The sequence below is a fragment of the Streptomyces sp. NPDC005728 genome (assembly GCF_040630895.1).
Taxonomy (GTDB): Bacteria; Actinomycetota; Actinomycetes; order Streptomycetales; family Streptomycetaceae; genus Streptomyces.
Genome location: NZ_JBEXYL010000026.1, coordinates 48,291 through 63,924, shown reverse-complemented (window position 1 = coordinate 63,924; position 15,634 = coordinate 48,291). Strand labels below are relative to the sequence as shown.

Genomic DNA, 15,634 nt, shown 5'->3' with positions numbered 1-15,634 from the left:
ACGGCTCAGCCGGTCGTCAGGGCGGTGTCGTCCACGACGAAGCTGGTCTGGAGGGAGGAGTCCTCCACTCCGCTGAACTTCAGGGTGACCGTCTGGCCCGCGAACGAGGACAGGTCGAAGGTCTTGAGCGCATACCCGGAGGCGGCGTTGGCGTTCGAGTACGTCGCCAGGGTGGTCGAACCGGCGGTCACGGTCAGCTTGTCGTACACGGTGCTGCCGGTCTCGGCCGTGTCGATGTGCAGGTAGAAGGTGAAGCTGGCCTTGCAGCCGGACGGGACGGTCACCGACTGGGACAGCGTGTCGGTGTGCGAGGAGCCGTACCCGTCGAGCCAGGCCTTGTACGAGCCGCCGTGTGCGGCCTCACCGGAGTCGTTGGTGATGACACCGCTGGAGGCGGTCCAGGTGGTGTTGCCCGACTCGAAGCCCGGGTTGCCGAGCAGCTGGGCCGAGGTGCAGGTGCCGCCGGAGGAGCCGACCGTCCATGTGAAGGAGGTCGAGCCGGAGGCGCCGGTGGAGTCGGTCGCGGTGACCGTGACCTGGTAGGTGCCAGCGGTGGACGCCGTACCGGAGATCAGGCCGGAGGAGCTGTTGATGGACAGGCCGGTGGGCAGGCCGGAGGCGCTGTAGGTCAGGGTCGCGCCCGCGCTGTCGGTGGCGTGGATCTGCAGGCTTGCCGAGCTGCCGGTGATGGTCGACTGGCTGCCGGGGTTGGTGACGGTCACCGTGTTGCCGGTGCTGGTGCCGGCGGTGAAGGCGGTGGTGCCGTTCGGGGTGCCCCAGCCGGTCGGGCCGTCGTAGCCGGCGGTCGCGGTGCAGAAGTACGAGGTGGAGCAGGAGCCGTTGCTGCCGCTGGTCACGTCGTACAGGTTGCTCGTGTGCTGGTACGGGTACTTCGCCGGGTAGTCGCCGGAACCCGGGGTGCCCGCGAGGGCGTAGACACCGGCGACGATCGGGGCGGAGGCGCTGGTGCCGCCGTAGACCGCCCAGCCGGAGCCGCCGTAGGTGTCGTAGACCGCCACGCCGGTGGCCGGGTCGGCGACCGCGGAGACGTCGGCCTCCATGCGCTTGGTGCAGCCGGTGTCGGTCTGCCAGCTCGGCTTCGCGTCGTACGCCGAGCAGCCGGAGCCGGTGCCCTCGGTGGAGCTGGTGTGCCACACCGACTCGCTCCAGCCACGGGAGTTGGAGGAGGAGGTGAGCGCGGTGCCGCCGACGGCGGTCACGTACTGGGAGGTCGCCGGGTACTCGGCGCCGTAGGCGGAGTCACCGGAGGAGACGGTGATCGCGACGCCCGGGTGCTTGAAGTACTGGGTGTCCTCGCTGGTCTGGCTGGACGCCTCGTCGCCGCCCCAGCTGTTGGAGACGACCTTGGCGCCGAGGGAGACCGCCTCGTTCTCGGCGATGCCGAGGTCGGTGTCGTTCGCCGAGTTGGCCTCGACCAGGACGATGCTGCAGTTCGGGCAGACCGCGCTGACCATGTCGAGGTCCAGCGCCTCCTCGCCCGCCCAGCCGGTGTCGTTGGTGGGCAGCGAGGTGGTCGAACCGGTCTGGCTGACCTGCTTGAAGCAGCCGTTGGCCTTGGTGCAGGCCGACAGCCCGTAGGTGGACCGGTAAGTGCCCAGGTCCGCCTCGGCGTTGGGGTCGTTGTAGGCGTCGACGATGGCGACCGTCAGACCGCTGCCGCCGGTCGAGGGCAGGTTGTAGGCGCTGTGCAGGTTGGCCGGGGAGAGGCCGGAGGGTGCGGCGGCGGCGAGCGCCGAGGCGAGCCGCTGCTTGATGTCGGTGCGGCGCTGGGCGAAACAGGACGCGTGGCCCGGCTTCGCGGTGGCGCACAGGTGGGTCGTGGGGACCTTCTGGCCGGCCTTGCCGGTCGAGTGGAAGGTCTGGTGCTCCGGGGCGGTCAGGGCCTTGGCGTTCTGCGCGGACCGGGAGATGTGGGGCGCGGGAGCGGCTGCGGCCTGGGCCCCGGCCGTCGGTGCCGCCGCCAGTCCGGCGACGGTCAGGGCGAGGGAGGGGAGGGCGACGGAGAGGAGTCTTCGCAGACTCGGTCTCCGTCCGCTCGGGCGTGACTCGCGCATGGGGTACTGCCTCCATCGGGAAGTGGGGTTTCTCGCACTGGTTGGGCAGGCCCGTGACGCGCGTAGCGGCGGCAGAACCGCGCAGTCATGAGCATGACACTCGCAGCGCCCTGGATGTCGGGTGAGCGTGACATGACAGGGTGCGGGAGGAACGTAGCCCTGGCCCGAGGGTCACCGGCAGTACCGCAGGGACTTCTTTGCCCCTCCATAGGAGGGGCTTAGCCCCCTCATAGGAGGGGGATGGCGCGTAGTTGGCCCGTAGAACAGGGGCGCTATGCCCAGAGCTGGCCCTGCAGCGTCTCGATGGCCTCCTCGGTGGTGGCAGCCGTGTAGACGCCCGTGGAGAGGTACTTCCAGCCGCCGTCGGCGACGATGAAGACGATGTCGGCGCTCTCGCCCGCCTTGACGGCCTTCGCGCCGACGCCGATCGCCGCGTGCAGGGCGGCGCCGGTGGAAACGCCCGCGAAGATGCCCTCCTGCTGGAGGAGTTCACGGGTGCGGGTGACCGCGTCGGCGGAGCCGACGGAGAAGCGGGTGGTGAGAACGGAGGCGTCGTACAGCTCCGGTACGAAGCCCTCGTCGAGGTTGCGCAGGCCGTAGACCAGGTCGTCGTAGCGCGGTTCGGCGGCGACGATCTTCACGTCCGGCCGGTGCTCGCGCAGGTAGCGGCCGACACCCATGAGGGTGCCGGTGGTGCCGAGGCCCGCCACGAAGTGGGTGATGGAGGGGAGGTCGGCGAGGATCTCCGGGCCGGTCGTGGCGTAGTGGGCGCCGGCGTTGTCCGGGTTGCCGTACTGGTAGAGCATCACCCAGTCCGGGTGCTCGGCGGCCAGCTCCTTGGCCACGCGCACGGCGGTGTTGGAGCCGCCCGCTGCCGGGGAGGAGATGATCTCGGCGCCCCACATGCCGAGCAGGTCCCGGCGCTCCTGCGAGGTGTTCTCGGGCATCACGCACACCATGCGGTAGCCCTTGAGCTTGGCCGCCATCGCGAGGGAGATGCCGGTGTTGCCGGAGGTGGGCTCCAGGATCGTGCAGCCCGGGGTGAGCCGGCCGTCCTTCTCCGCCTGCTCGATCATGTGCAGGGCCGGACGGTCCTTGACCGAGCCGGTCGGGTTGCGGTCCTCCAGCTTCGCCCAGATACGGACGTCCGGGGACGGCGACAACCGCGGCAGGCGCACCAAGGGGGTGTTGCCCACCGCGGCCAGCGGGGAGTCGTAGCGCATGCCGGTCTCAGGCCATGCCGCCGGCCACGGCCGGCAGGATCGTCACGGTGTCGCCGTCGGTCAGCTTGGTGTCGATGCCGTCGACGAAGCGGACGTCCTCGTCGTTCAGGTACACGTTGACGAAGCGGCGCAGCTGGCCGTTGTCCACGATGCGGGCCTGGATGCCGGTGTGCCGGGTCTCGAGGTCGGTGAACAGGTCGGCGAGGGTCTCACCGCTGCCCTCCACCGCCTTCTGACCGTCGGTGTACTGGCGGAGGATGGTGGGGATGCGGACCTCGATGGCCATGGTTGCGGGCTCCTGTTCGGAAAGAGTCGGTTCGTCGATTCGGTGTGCGCGCCTGGGAGTCCCCCCAGGCTTTGGGCACCGGGGGAGCGCCGCGGGAGCGGCCGTACGGAGGCGGGGAACGTCAACAGATGGCGCTGTTCAGCCTGCACAGGTCGACGTGCAGCCGCGCCACGAGCAGCATGCCCGGCGTCTTCTCGCACACGTCGTTCAGAACCATGGGCTCATCGTATCGATTCCCGGTCCCGGTTCCGGAGTGTCATTCCACATGCCGGACGCAATCCGTTCAGTCATTGAGACGCGCTACTCAGGGACCGCCGCCGGTGCGGCAGGTCAGTAGGCCTCCACGACCTTGACCTCCTCCTCGGCGACCTCGCCGTCGAGGATCCGGAAGGAGCGGAACTGGAAGTCGCCGAGGCCGTCGGCGTCCGCGGTGGAGACGAGGACGTAGTGGGCGCCGGGCTCGTTGGCGTAGCCGATGTCGGTGCGGGACGGGTACGCCTCGGTCGCCGTGTGGGAGTGGTAGATGATCACCGGCTCCTCGTCACGGTCGTCCATCTCGCGGTAGAGCTTGAGCAGGTCCTGCGAGTCGAACTCGTAGAAGGTGGGCGAGCGGGCCGCGTTCAGCATGGGGATGAAGCGCTCGGGGCGCCCCGCGCCCACCGGGCCGGCGACCACGCCGCACGCCTCGTCGGGGTGGTCCTCGCGCGCGTGGGCGACGATCTGGTCGTACAGGGCCTGGGTGATGGTCAGCATGGGGGTCAGGATAAGCAGAGGGGCCGTCCCGTACCGGGGGGTGGTACGGGACGGCCCACATGATGGACGTCCTGAGCGGCTGCCGCCGGGGGTGCCACGAGTACTCCCGGCGGCCGGACGTCCTGGGATGGTCTACCCGGAGGTCAGCCCACCTGCTCCAGCTCCGGCTCGCGACGGTCGGCGACCTGGGGCGTGCGGGTCTTCAGGACCAGCCAGCCGATGCCGAGCGCGGCCGCCCAGCCCGCCATCACGTACAGGCAGACGCGGGAGTCGGCGTCGTACGCGATCAGGCCGGTGACGAAGAGCAGGAACGCGATGGCGATGTACGAGCACACCGCGCCGCCCGGCGCCGGGAAGGACGAGGCGGGCAGCCGGCCCGCGACGACCGCGCGGCGGTAGAGGACGTGGCTGATCAGGATCATCAGCCAGGTCCAGATGCCGGCCGCGGTGGCGACGGAGGTGACGTAGCCGAACGCCTTCTCCGGGACGATGTAGTTGAGGATCACGCCGATGCCCATGAAGGCCACCGAGACGGTGATGCCGAGCGCGGGGGTCTTGGTGGACGACAGCCTGGAGAAGACGCGGGGCGCCTCGCCGTTGTCCGCCAGGGTGCGCAGCATGCGGCCCGTGGAGTACATACCCGAGTTGCAGGAGGACAGGGCCGCGGTGAGCACCACGAAGTTGACGATGCCGGCGCCGGCCGGGATGCCGATCAGGGCGAACGCCTTCACGAAGGGGCTGACGCCCGCCGCGAACTCGGTCCACTTGACCACGCACAGGATGACGGTGAGGGCACCGACGTAGAACAGGGCGATGCGCCAGGGCAGGGTGTTGATCGCCTTCGGGAGGGTCTTCTCCGGGTCCTCGGACTCGCCCGCGGTGACGCCGACCAGCTCGACGGCGAGGTAGGCGAACATCACGCCCTGCAGCGTCATCAGGGAGGAGCCGACACCCTTGGGGAAGAAGCCGTCGAACTGCCACAGGTTCGAGACGGACGCGGTGTCACCGGCGGCGCTGAAGCCGAAGGTGAGCACGCCCAGACCGATCACGATCATGCCGATCAGGGCGGTGACCTTGACCATGGAGAACCAGAACTCCAGCTCGCCGAAGAGCTTCACGGAGATCAGGTTGACCCCGAAGAGGATCACCAGGAAGACGAGCGCGGTCACCCACTGGGGGACGGACGGGAACCAGTAGTGGATGTAGATCGCGGCGGCCGTCAGCTCGGCCATGCCGGTCACGACCCACATCAGCCAGTACGTCCAGCCGGTGAAGTAGCCGAAGAACGGGCCGAGGAACTCGCGGGAGTACTCCGCGAACGATCCCGAGACCGGGCGGTAGAGCAGCAGCTCGCCGAGCGCGCGCATGATGAAGAAGATGATCACACCCGCGAGGGCGTACATCATGATCAGGCTGGGACCGGCCTTGGCGATGTTCGCCCCGGCTCCCAGGAACAGGCCGACGCCGACCGCGCCGCCGATGGCGATCATCTGGACCTGGCGGCTGCCGAGCCCGCGCTCGTAGCCCTCCTCAGGGGCTTCGGTGACCTTCTCGGAGGTCATGTGTGGTGCGCCTTTCTCCATGCCGAACCGGGCCTTTCGTCGGCCTCGGATCGGGTTTCGATCCCCCCGGATTGATGGAGCTGAGCGGGTTTCGCAAGCCCGCTCGTGCCTGGCCGGCGGTCGCCGGCTCGGTGGCGCACCCGGCCGGACATGGGTGGTGTCCGCCGGGCGGTCGTGAAGATTTATCACGGCCGCAATATGGAGCACAGGGGCGCACTGTGGCGCACCACACAGGGAAAAGCGGACAAAGAACGCCCTAACGCGGCAAACCAGGCCGCAACGGTGACGCGATCGTTATCCGGATTTGAGCGTCCTCTGAGCGGACACGCAAAAACGACAAGTTACGGCATAAGGGTGGTCACGAGCGTCTCCTGGAGGCCGCCCAGCCACAGATACGCCATCACCATCGGCTTGCGCGGGTCCTCGTCCGGGAGCCGGTAGAGCAGATCGGTGTCGTCCTCGTCGGTGATCTCCAGTCGGGCGCCGATCGCGAGGCGCAGGTCGTTGAGGGCACCGAGCCAGCACCGCGACTCCTCCGGGGACAGCTTGAGAACCGCCCCGCCGTCGTCCACCGGGGACAGCGCGTCCAGGGTGCGGATCACCGCGAGGGCGTTCTCACGCTTGCCGGCCCTGAGGTCGTTCTCGGTGTAGCGGCGGAACTCGGCGGAGTGCGCCTGCCGCTCCTCGGCCTGGGCCGGGGAGTCGGGCGCCTTCTCCGGGTCGCTGTAGGCGTCCGGGAAGAGCCTGCGCAGGACCGGATCGGTGGGCGGCTCGCTCGGACCCTCGGCGAACAGCTCGGCCAGCGGGTCGTCGGGGGCGTCCGCGGTGGGGCCGGGGCCGATGAGTTCCAGGAGCTGGACGGCCAGCGACCGGATGATGGAGATCTCGACATCGTCGAGCGCGACGGCGGCGCCGCCGCCGGGGATCGGTTCGAAGGTTCCGGGCATGAAGGGGATTCGCTACTTCCGGTCCTGCTGGAGGGTGGCCCACAGACCGTAGCCGTGCATCGCCTGCACGTCGCGTTCCATCTCCTCGCGACTGCCGCTGGAGACGACCGCCCGGCCTTTGTGGTGGACGTCGAGCATGAGCTTGGTGGCCTTGTCCTTCGGATAGCCGAAGTACGACTGGAAGACGTACGTCACATAGCTCATGAGGTTGACCGGGTCGTTGTGGACGATCGTGACCCAGGGGACGTCGGGTTCGGGTACGGCGAAGACCTCCTCCGCCGACTCGGTGCGTTCGATCTCTACGGGCGCGGGTGACGTCACACAGCCCATGCTGCCACGCGCCGTACAAATCGTCACACTGACGAGATGGGGGTACGATTGTTTGCCATGAACACAGCGGACCTTGGGCTGCCGGTGCACGTTCCCTCGACGGCGCTCTTCACTGACCAGTACGAACTGACGATGCTGCAGGCCGCGCTGAAGGCCGGTACGGCCGAGCGGCGCAGCGTGTTCGAGGTCTTCACCCGGCGGCTGCCGGACGGGCGCCGCTACGGCGTGGTGGCGGGCACCGGGCGTGTCCTGGACGCGGTCGAGAACTTCCGCTTCGACGAGGGTGTCCTCGGCTTCCTGCGGGAGCGGAAGATCGTGGACGAGGCCACCCTGAAGTGGCTCGCCGACTACCGCTTCGGCGGCGACGTCTGGGGCTACCCCGAGGGCGAGGTCTACTTCCCCGGCTCGCCGCTCATCCGGGTCGAGGGCACCTTCGCCGAGTGCGTGCTGCTGGAGACCGTGATCCTCTCCATCCTCAACCACGACTCGGCGATCGCGGCCGCCGCCTCCCGGATGGCCTCCGCCGCCGGCGGCCGGCCGCTGATCGAGATGGGCGCCCGCCGCACCCACGAGCTGGCCGCGGTCGCCGCCGCGCGGGCCGCGTACATCGGCGGCTTCGCGACCACCTCCGACCTCGCGGCGGGCTTCCGGTACGGCATCCCGACCGTCGGCACCTCCGCGCACGCCTTCACCCTGCTGCACGACCGGGAGCGGGACGCCTTCCAGGCCCAGGTCAACTCCCTCGGCCGGGCCACCACCCTGCTGGTGGACACCTACGACGTCGCCGAGGCCGTCCGTACGGCGGTGGAGGTGGCCGGGCCCGAGCTGGGCGCGGTCCGCATCGACTCCGGGGACCTGCTCCTCGTGGCACACCGGGTGCGGCAGCAGCTGGACGAGCTGGGCGCCCGGGACACGAAGATCATCGTGACCTCCGACCTGGACGAGTACGCCATCGCCTCGCTGGCCGCCGCGCCCGTGGACGCGTACGGCGTCGGCACCCAGCTGGTGACCGGCTCCGGGCACCCGACCTGCTCGATGGTCTACAAGCTGGTCGCCCGGGCCGAGTCCGCCGGCCCGGCGGCACCGCTGGTGCCGGTCGCGAAGAAGTCCACCGGGGGCAAGACCTCCGTCGGCGGCCGCAAGTGGGCGGCCCGCCGCCTGGACGAGGAGGGGGTGGCGGAGGCCGAGGTCATCGGGGCCGGGCCGGTGCCGGCCGAGCTGGCCGACCGGCAGCTGCTGGTGCAGCTGGTCAAGGGCGGCGAGGTCGTCGCACGCGAGCCGCTCGACGTGTCCCGCGACCGGCACCTCGCCGCGCGGGCCAATCTGCCGCTGTCCGCTACACAGCTCTCGCGCGGGGAACCCGTCATTCCGACGGAGTACCTCCACCTGCACTCGGGTAGCTAGAGCCCGACCCTCGTCCGCCCCCTGGCAACGCCCCCTCCCGAACGGGCCGCAAAGTCTCTAGGCTCAGTTACTTAAACCTCAGTCGAAGGACACCCACCATGCGCCGCGCCTTGATCGTCGTAGACGTGCAGAACGACTTCTGCGAGGGAGGCAGCCTCGCGGTGGCCGGGGGTGCCGACGTGGCCGCCGCGATCACCGAGCTGATCGGTCAGGCGGCGGGTACGGGATACCGCCACGTGGTCGCCACCCGCGACCACCACATCGCTCCCGGCGGCCACTTCGCGGACAACCCCGACTTCGTCCGCTCCTGGCCGGCGCACTGTGTCGCCGGCACGGAGGGGGTGGGCTTCCACCCGAACTTCGCGCCCGCCGTCGCCTCCGGGGCGGTGGACGCGGTGTTCGACAAGGGCGCGTACTCGGCGGCCTACAGCGGTTTCGAGGGCGCCGACGAGAACGGGGTCCCCCTGGCCGAGTGGCTGCGCTCCCGCCACATCGACGAGGTCGACGTGGTCGGCGTGGCCACGGACCACTGTGTGCGGGCCACCGCGCTGGACGCCGCTCGGGAAGGGTTCCGCACGCAGGTGCTCCTGGACCTGACCGCGGGGGTGGCTCCGGAGACGACCGAGCGGGCGCTGGAGGAGCTGCGCGAGGCCGGCGTGGAACTCACGGGCAAGCCGGTCGTCAGCGGCTAGGGCGGCCAGCCCTCCCCCTCCTGCGGCGTCAGCCTTGCTGCACCACCGCCGGCCTGCGAAGCAAGGCTCGGATGGGACGCCACAGCTCCTGCACGGTGACACCGTTGTCGGGCGCCGTACGCCATATCAGGCCGTCGGGATGGTGCAGGACCGCGGTGATCTCGTCCGGGCTCGGGGGCGCGGCGTTGCCCCGGAGATACACCGCGCGCAGGCCCAGGTTGCGCAACCGGGTCAGGGCTCGGGCGCGGTTCTGGGCGTGCACCAGTACCCGTACTCCGGCGGAGCCGTCGGCGGGGCTGGGCAGATTCAGTGCCACCACCACCGTGCCGTTCGGCAGTTTGCAGAAGCCTCCTGCGGCCATGCGGTCACATCCCCGTTTCGATCGGTGTCAATAAGCGAGCCACAGGACGCACCTAAACACGATCGGCGGCGACCCGCCAGGGGGTCACCGCCGATACGCTTTTGACCTGCAGAAATAACCGCTACTTCACCGCGGGGCCAACTTCCAGCTCGATCGTCGAGCCATCCTTGGCCTGCTTGTCGATCTTGATCTTGGTGTTGGTGTCAGTGACCTTGACACCGCCGGTCGGGTTCGACGCGTCGTAGTAGGTGCTGGTGTGGTCGTTGAAGACCGACACCCCCTTCTGCGACTTGATCTTGGTCGCCACGCCCGCCTGGTGCAGCGTGATCGCGTCCGTGGCGTCCAGGCCGAACGGAGAGTCGTAGGCCTGCATGCGGTTGCGCAGCAGCGTGCCGTCGGACCACTTCAGCGCCTTCCAGTGCGCGTCGACCGGGAGGATCAGACCGGTACCCGGGTGGTCCTTGACGTTGGTGTTGTTGTCCGCCTGGGAGGTGTCCCACTTCCAGATCAACAGACCGTTCTGGTACGGGTAGTGCTCCACCCAGTCCGGACGGCTGGTGTTGAGGTAGCCGAAGTTGTACGGGCCGACCTTGAGGGTCTTGTCGTACGACACGTACTGGCGGTTCTCGGCGATGTAGTACTGCTTGTAGTCCTTGGTGAAGGACGCGCCGATGCGGGAGAACCCGGTGGCGGTCCAACCGGCGTCCGCGGCCTCGGCGTTGTCGGAGAACAGCGCCGTACCGTCCGCGGTCACCGTGATCTCGTCGGCCGCGAAGCCCTTCTGCGCCACACCGCCGTCGGTCAGGTAGCGGAAGCGCAGGTCGATCTTCTTGCCTGCGTAGGCGTCCAGCGAGTACGACAGCTTCTTGTAGCCGTCGACCGTGCCGGTCAGGGCCGGCTTGCCGGAGGCGTCACGCGGGATGGCCTGGCCGTCCACCGTGCCGTCCAGCGCGGTCCAGTTGGCGCCGCCGTCGGTCGACACCTCGGTGTAGAGGTAGTCGTAGCCGTTCTCGATGTCGTACCAGCCGTCGAGGCCGAGCGCGGCCGAGGACTTGCCGGTCAGGTCGACCGAGCGGGTCAGCGTGTTCTTGAGGCTGTCACCGCTGCCGCTCCACCACTGGGTCGCGCCCTGCGCCGGAGTGACGATCTCGGTCTTGACCGCCTTCTGCGGCAGCGAGACGACCAGCGCCTGGCGGTACTTGGTGTTGTACTCGGCGAGGCCCAGCTTGTGCCAGGACTTGATGCCGGCCTTGGCGGTGTCGTAGTTCAGCCAGCCCAGCTGCAGCTTGTCCCAGGCGTTCATGTCGCCGGGCAGGTCGCCGATGGACTCCTTGCCGGTGCCCAGCCAGGAGCCGGAGGACATCAGCGTCCAGAAGCCGGTGGAGTTGTCGCCGCCGTTGGTGTCGTACTCGTCCGGCAGGCCCAGGTCGTGGCCGTACTCGTGCGCGAAGACGCCGAGGCCGCCGTTCTCCGGCTGGATGGTGTAGTCGCCGACCCAGATGCCGGTGTCGCCGACCTGCGCGCCGCCGAGCTTGTTGTCCGCGGGGCCGGTGGCGCCGGCGTCGGTGCCGAAGGCGTACCAGCGGTGGGCCCAGATCGCGTCCTTGCCCTGGGCGCCGCCGCCCGCGGACTCGTCCTCACCGGCGTGCACGATCTGGAAGTGGTCGACGTAGCCGTCGGGCTCGTTGAAGTTGCCGTCGCCGTCGAAGTCGTAGCGGTCCCACTGGTCGTACTTGGCCAGGTCCGCCTTGATGGCGGCGTCGGACTTGCCGGCCGCCTTCTGCTGGGCGACATAGGCGTTCAGGCCGTCGCTGACGACGTTCCACACGCTCGGGCAGTTGGTGGAGCCGCAGGCGTTGTTGCCGTAGCGGGCCTCGTTGTAGGGGACCTTGACCCAGTCCGCGACCTCGCCGTCCACCGAGTAGCGGCCCGAGGACTGCTTCTCGTAGTACTTCTTCAGCGACTCGGTCTTCTTGCCGGTGCCGAAGTAGAGGTCCTGGTAGTGCTTCTGGTTGTAGTCCTTCTGCCAGGCCGTGCTGTTGTCCTTCTTGCGGTCCGGCGCGGCGATCGTGTTGTGCAGCGGGCCCGCGGTGCCACCGTACTTGGGGTCGGTCTGGTCCCCGAACTCCACCAGGATGGTGAAGATCTTGTCGGTCTTCTCGCGGCTCAGCTCGACGTACTTGCTGTCGCCCTTCTTGCTCTTGAGCTGCACGACCTTCGAGCCGTTGCGCTCCGTGGCCTTGGCCTTGCCCGATATGAGCTGGTTCAGGGCCTCTTGGCGCTGGGCATCCTGCGTCTTGCTGAGCGGACCGTCGAGGTCATGGTCCCGCTGCTTCACCGGAGCCGGGTCGTGCCGGTTCGCGGCCGCCGACGGGGCCGGGGTGCTCGCCTCCGCGACGGCGAAGGTCGCGAACGTGGCGGAGGCCGCGGCGAGCGCCACGCCGATGGCGGCAGCTCTGAACGTCCAGGGTCTGCTGGTCACTTGAGTTCCTCCCCCGCGCCGCGCACACGGACAGGGGGGTCCTGGGTAACGGAAGGGTCCGTGCGCGCATGATCAACGCGTGTAATCAAGTGACGACATTTGACTAGAGGTTTAGAAGAAAAGACAGACCTTGACTTGGACAGGACAAGTGCACTATGCGGATTCGACGTTCGGTTTACGAACAGCTGAACATGTCGGTCAACGGGCGCGCCCGGCCGCCCCGTTCCCGAACCCCATGACTCCGTGCGCCCCCTGTGCACCCGGTACCGTGGGTTAGGTCACGCTTACCAAGCGTCCGGCTCGGGCATGCAGGCGAAGAGAGTCGAAGGGCGCCCCCCGTTTTCTTCTTCCGAGGACACGATTGCCATGCCTCGTCCGACCGCCGCACAGCTCGCCTACGGTTCGTGCACCGTGATCTTCTCGACGCTCGCCATGCTGCTGCTGTCCCAGACGAGTTCGGGCCTCGGGATCGCCGTCATCGCCCTGGCCGCACTCGCGCTGGGACTGCTCGTCGCGATGACGGTGCCCCTGCCCGGGCCGCGCACCGTCGCGTCGGCGGAGACCGCACCGGAGAGCGAGCGGGTCCCCACCACGCTCTGAACGCCGTACACGCGAGCGGCGGGTCCGTGACTGTCACGGACCCGCCGCTCTCGTAGGGGCACCCCGGTCAGCTCAACCGACCTCGACCACCACCGTCTTGGCGGCCTTGTCGTGCAGGCCCTGCTTGTACGGCTTGTCCAGGAAGCTCCAGGCGCCGGAGAAGATCCACCACAGACCGCAGAGACAGCAGGGCACGATGGACGGGCCCCACAGCACGCACGCGCGGATCAGTGAAGTCTTCATGTCGGGGGTGGAGCCGTCGGCCAGGTTGGCCACCCGCAGCTTCAGCAGCCTCTTGCCCAAGGTCTGCCCCCACTTGGCGGTCGTGAAGGTGTCATAGGCGACGTAGAGCACCGTGCTGACCACCGTCGCCCCGAACCACGTGCCGTACACGACCCCGTCGGTGGCGTTCTCGTTCATCGAGAACAGGAAGGGCAGGCTGAGCAGCACGGCGACGATGCCGACGAGGATCACGTCGATGAGCCGCGCGAGGATCCGCTTGCCGCTGTCGGCGAGCGGGGGCATACCGGCCAGGGGGTCGGCGGGGCCGCCACCTCCGCCGTAGGGACTCCCGCCACCGTAGGGGCCGCCGCCGTACGGCGGTGGCTGCTGGCCGCCGTAGGGCGGAGGTTGCGGACCGCCGGGCGGCGGGGGCGGAGGCTCACCACCGGGCGGGGGCGGAGGCTCACCACCGGGCGGGGGCGGAGGCTCACCACCGGGCGGGGGCGGAGGCTGGCCGCCGGGCGGCGGGGGCTGCTGGCCACCCGACGGGGTGTCGTACGGCGAGCCCGGCCCCTGGTCCGACGGGGGCCGCTTCCTGAACGGGTCGTCCTCCGGGGGCTGCTCTCCGGAGCCGGGGGGCGGTTCGCTGCTCATGGCCCGAGTGGACCGCGAACGCCCCGGCTCCGCATCCGGCGGGCCGCCGTACGGGGTACGGCGGCCGTTCCGGTCAGCCCGCGACGAAGGTGCGGGCCGCCTTGTCGTGCCAGCACTGGTGCCAGGGCCGGTCGAACACGCACCACAGCACGCCGACGATCCCGATGCCGAGCAGGCCGGGGACGCTGTAGACCAGCCAGCGGCGCAGGGCCGCGCCGAACGCCGGGGGCTCGTGCGCCTCGATGTCCCTGACCTCCAGACCGCACAGCTTCTTGCCGAGGGTGCGGCCCCACTTGGCGGTGGGCAGCACCTCGTAGAGGACACCGACGAGAAGGAGGACGGCGAGGACGATGCCGAGCGAGGTACCCGTCGTGCCGTCGATCAGCCAGACGGTGACGGTACGGCCGGAGAGCCTGGCCTCGTCGATCTTGTGCTGGACGTGGTCGACCGCCCGGGCGCCGAGCGGGACCGCCGCGGCGGCGGTGACGGCGCCGATGACCAGGCTGTCGATCAGCCGGGCGGCGAACCGCTTGCCGAGGCCGGCCGGGCGGGCCGAGGCCTGCCGGCGGGCCACCGCCTGGAACGGGTCCTCCACCGGCGGCTTCCAGGGCGCCACGGGCTGTTCGTCCGCACCCCCGGCCAGCCGGTGCACCTGCTGCGCCCAGGAGGCCTGACCGCCACCGGGCCCCGAGGTCAGCGGAGTGGCGCCGGCACCGGCCTGCTGCGGCACCGAGGGGGCTACGGCGGCAGCCGCGGACGCCTGAGGGGCCTGGGCTGCCGCGGCCCGGGCGGCGGCAGCCTTCCCGGCCCCGAAACCGGCGCCTGCGGCAGGCTGTCCGGACTGCGCGGAGGGTGTCCCGACGGGCCCCTGCGCCCCAAAGCCACCGGCAGCCGCCGAGGCGGCCTGCTGAGCGCCCGGACCCGCCGGACCAGGACCACCGCCCGCTGCGCCCGGGCCGTAGCCGCCCGCACCCGGACCTCCCGCAGCCGCAGCCGCCGAGCCGGACCCCTGACCGCCGGGACCCGCCGAACCGGGGCCACCGGCCGCGCCCGGACCGTAGCCGCCCGCAGCCGGGTCGGGCGCCTGCGCGCTGTAGCCGCCCGCACCCGGACCGGAGGTCTGTGCGCCGAAGCCCGTGCCCGCGGCAGGGCTCCCTACCCCCGGGCCGTAGCCGCCCGCGGCGGAGTTGGGCGCCTGCGCGCCGGGACCACCCGCACCCGGGCCGGAGGTCTGCGGGCCGAAGGCCGGGCCGGAGTCTCCCGAGCGCGGGTCGGCGACGTGCGCCCCGAAGCCGGGCGTGCCGGAGGCCGCCGGGCCCGAGGGCCGGCCGGCGGGGCCGTCGGCGGCGGGTCGGCCGGAGGGGCCGGGGTGTCCGCCGGGCGTCGGGCGGAACGTCATCGTGCCGTCGTCCGGGACGGCCGCCGGGCCCGGGACCGGGCGGCGGAAGATGAACGTGCCACCGGGGTCGGGGGCGGTGTCCTCCGCCGGCGGGACGGCCGCCGTGCCGGTGGCGTGGCCGGGCGGCTCGGCGGGGAACCTCGGGTCGGTGCCCCAGGCCTGCTGCTGCCCGGAGGGTCCCGGCCGCGGGTCCTCGTCGAAGAAGTGCGGGCCGGTCTCCTCCACGGACGGGGCCGCCGGGCGGGCGCCGGGCGGCGGGGCGAGCGGTTCGCCGTCCGTCGGCGCCGGCCGGCTGGTGCCCGGCACCCAGGAGGCGCCGTTCCAGTACCGGACGTAACCGGGGATGGACGGGTCCGGGTAGTAGCCCTCGCGGGGCCTGTCGTCACCGGGTGCCGGGGTTGGGGCGCTCATGTCCGTCGTCCCGTATCTGCTCGGGGGTGGTTCGGGAGCCTCCACATCTATCAGACCCGGGCAGGCGACACCGCCAGTCCCGCCGGACCCACCCCTTTCCGGGCACCGCCGTACACAGGTCCCGCACGCGCGCCGAAAAATTTCCCGGAACCCGCGTAATGGCCCCGCCCCTGCCCCCTCTCCCCCGGTACGGGCCCGATCCGAGCGGCCCCCGCAGAGAGGAGACACAGGTC

Annotated in this window: 15 protein-coding genes; 3 read left to right on the top strand and 12 right to left on the bottom strand. The window is 70.3% G+C overall.

The genetic code is table 11. From position 1 onward, the window contains the following. Positions 1-5 precede the first annotated feature (5 nt). From ABZ471_RS19495 to clpS, 8 genes are all read right to left on the bottom strand, one after another. Entirely contained in the window at positions 6-2,075 is a 2,070-nt protein-coding gene (locus ABZ471_RS19495) for a putative Ig domain-containing protein (protein ID WP_359068003.1), read from the bottom strand. 272 nt (positions 2,076-2,347) lie between these two features. Further along, positions 2,348-3,298, bottom strand: a complete 951-nt coding sequence (locus ABZ471_RS19490; protein WP_359068002.1) for a cysteine synthase — start codon at positions 3,296-3,298, stop codon at positions 2,348-2,350. A gap of 7 nt (positions 3,299-3,305) precedes the next feature. Continuing rightward, on the bottom strand, positions 3,306-3,584 hold the full coding sequence (locus tag ABZ471_RS19485; RefSeq protein WP_359068001.1) for a MoaD/ThiS family protein: 279 nt from the start codon (positions 3,582-3,584) through the stop codon (positions 3,306-3,308). A 121-nt stretch (positions 3,585-3,705) separates the two neighbouring features. After that, entirely contained in the window at positions 3,706-3,801 is a 96-nt protein-coding gene (locus tag ABZ471_RS19480; protein WP_359068000.1) for a putative leader peptide, read from the bottom strand. 113 nt (positions 3,802-3,914) lie between these two features. Beyond that, positions 3,915-4,337 (bottom strand): M67 family metallopeptidase, encoded by a 423-nt coding sequence (locus tag ABZ471_RS19475; protein ID WP_359067999.1) that lies wholly within the window; start codon positions 4,335-4,337, stop codon positions 3,915-3,917. Between the two features lie 143 nt (positions 4,338-4,480). Next, positions 4,481-5,899, bottom strand: coding sequence for an amino acid permease (locus ABZ471_RS19470; RefSeq protein WP_359067998.1), 1,419 nt, complete (start codon positions 5,897-5,899; stop codon positions 4,481-4,483). A 341-nt stretch (positions 5,900-6,240) separates the two neighbouring features. Next, a complete protein-coding gene (locus ABZ471_RS19465) occupies positions 6,241-6,846 on the bottom strand; it encodes a DUF2017 domain-containing protein (protein ID WP_359067997.1) in 606 nt (201 codons plus the stop codon). A gap of 12 nt (positions 6,847-6,858) precedes the next feature. Next, positions 6,859-7,176 (bottom strand): ATP-dependent Clp protease adapter ClpS, encoded by a 318-nt coding sequence (gene clpS / locus ABZ471_RS19460; protein WP_351665270.1) that lies wholly within the window; start codon positions 7,174-7,176, stop codon positions 6,859-6,861. 57 nt (positions 7,177-7,233) lie between these two features. On the opposite strand from clpS, the gene ABZ471_RS19455 reads away from it, so the two are divergent. Next, a complete protein-coding gene (locus tag ABZ471_RS19455; RefSeq protein WP_359067996.1) occupies positions 7,234-8,580 on the top strand; it encodes a nicotinate phosphoribosyltransferase in 1,347 nt (448 codons plus the stop codon). A 98-nt stretch (positions 8,581-8,678) separates the two neighbouring features. Further along, complete coding sequence (locus tag ABZ471_RS19450) at positions 8,679-9,272, top strand: nicotinamidase (protein ID WP_359067995.1); 594 nt, start codon at positions 8,679-8,681, stop codon at positions 9,270-9,272. Positions 9,273-9,300: 28 nt separating this feature from the next. Here the strand turns inward: ABZ471_RS19450 and ABZ471_RS19445 are convergent, their stop codons facing one another. Both ABZ471_RS19445 and ABZ471_RS19440 read right to left on the bottom strand, forming a co-directional pair. Next, entirely contained in the window at positions 9,301-9,633 is a 333-nt protein-coding gene (locus tag ABZ471_RS19445) for a hypothetical protein (protein ID WP_359067994.1), read from the bottom strand. Positions 9,634-9,754: 121 nt separating this feature from the next. After that, positions 9,755-12,115 carry an immune inhibitor A domain-containing protein gene (locus ABZ471_RS19440; protein ID WP_359067993.1) on the bottom strand — a complete coding sequence of 787 codons (2,361 nt, stop codon included), beginning with the start codon at positions 12,113-12,115 and terminating at the stop codon, positions 9,755-9,757. Between the two features lie 366 nt (positions 12,116-12,481). On the opposite strand from ABZ471_RS19440, the gene ABZ471_RS19435 reads away from it, so the two are divergent. Beyond that, positions 12,482-12,715: a hypothetical protein gene (locus ABZ471_RS19435; RefSeq protein WP_359067992.1), complete on the top strand. Its 234-nt coding sequence runs from the start codon at positions 12,482-12,484 to the stop codon at positions 12,713-12,715. Positions 12,716-12,787: 72 nt separating this feature from the next. Here the strand turns inward: ABZ471_RS19435 and ABZ471_RS19430 are convergent, their stop codons facing one another. Continuing rightward, complete coding sequence (locus tag ABZ471_RS19430; RefSeq protein ID WP_359067991.1) at positions 12,788-13,591, bottom strand: RDD family protein; 804 nt, start codon at positions 13,589-13,591, stop codon at positions 12,788-12,790. A 73-nt stretch (positions 13,592-13,664) separates the two neighbouring features. Next, the gene (locus ABZ471_RS19425; RefSeq protein ID WP_359067990.1) at positions 13,665-15,401 is read right to left on the bottom strand and encodes an RDD family protein; all 1,737 of its coding nucleotides are present in this window, start codon (positions 15,399-15,401) and stop codon (positions 13,665-13,667) included. Positions 15,402-15,634: the final 233 nt, after the last annotated feature.

Bases quoted from the DNA above. Each gene is read 5' to 3' on its own strand.
- ABZ471_RS19495 (WP_359068003.1), bottom strand. From the start codon at position 2,075: ATGCGCGAGTCACGCCCGAGCGGACGGAGACCGAGTCTGCGAAGACTC.
- ABZ471_RS19430 (WP_359067991.1), bottom strand. From the start codon at position 13,591: ATGAGCAGCGAACCGCCCCCCGGCTCCGGAGAGCAGCCCCCGGAGGAC.
- ABZ471_RS19485 (WP_359068001.1), bottom strand. From the start codon at position 3,584: ATGGCCATCGAGGTCCGCATCCCCACCATCCTCCGCCAGTACACCGAC.
- ABZ471_RS19465 (WP_359067997.1), bottom strand. From the start codon at position 6,846: ATGCCCGGAACCTTCGAACCGATCCCCGGCGGCGGCGCCGCCGTCGCG.
- ABZ471_RS19425 (WP_359067990.1), bottom strand. From the start codon at position 15,401: ATGAGCGCCCCAACCCCGGCACCCGGTGACGACAGGCCCCGCGAGGGC.
- ABZ471_RS19455 (WP_359067996.1), top strand. From the start codon at position 7,234: ATGAACACAGCGGACCTTGGGCTGCCGGTGCACGTTCCCTCGACGGCG.
- ABZ471_RS19490 (WP_359068002.1), bottom strand. From the start codon at position 3,298: ATGCGCTACGACTCCCCGCTGGCCGCGGTGGGCAACACCCCCTTGGTG.
- ABZ471_RS19470 (WP_359067998.1), bottom strand. From the start codon at position 5,899: ATGACCTCCGAGAAGGTCACCGAAGCCCCTGAGGAGGGCTACGAGCGC.
- ABZ471_RS19435 (WP_359067992.1), top strand. From the start codon at position 12,482: ATGCCTCGTCCGACCGCCGCACAGCTCGCCTACGGTTCGTGCACCGTG.
- ABZ471_RS19450 (WP_359067995.1), top strand. From the start codon at position 8,679: ATGCGCCGCGCCTTGATCGTCGTAGACGTGCAGAACGACTTCTGCGAG.
- ABZ471_RS19445 (WP_359067994.1), bottom strand. From the start codon at position 9,633: ATGGCCGCAGGAGGCTTCTGCAAACTGCCGAACGGCACGGTGGTGGTG.
- ABZ471_RS19475 (WP_359067999.1), bottom strand. From the start codon at position 4,337: ATGCTGACCATCACCCAGGCCCTGTACGACCAGATCGTCGCCCACGCG.
- clpS (WP_351665270.1), bottom strand. From the start codon at position 7,176: ATGGGCTGTGTGACGTCACCCGCGCCCGTAGAGATCGAACGCACCGAG.
- ABZ471_RS19480 (WP_359068000.1), bottom strand. From the start codon at position 3,801: ATGGTTCTGAACGACGTGTGCGAGAAGACGCCGGGCATGCTGCTCGTG.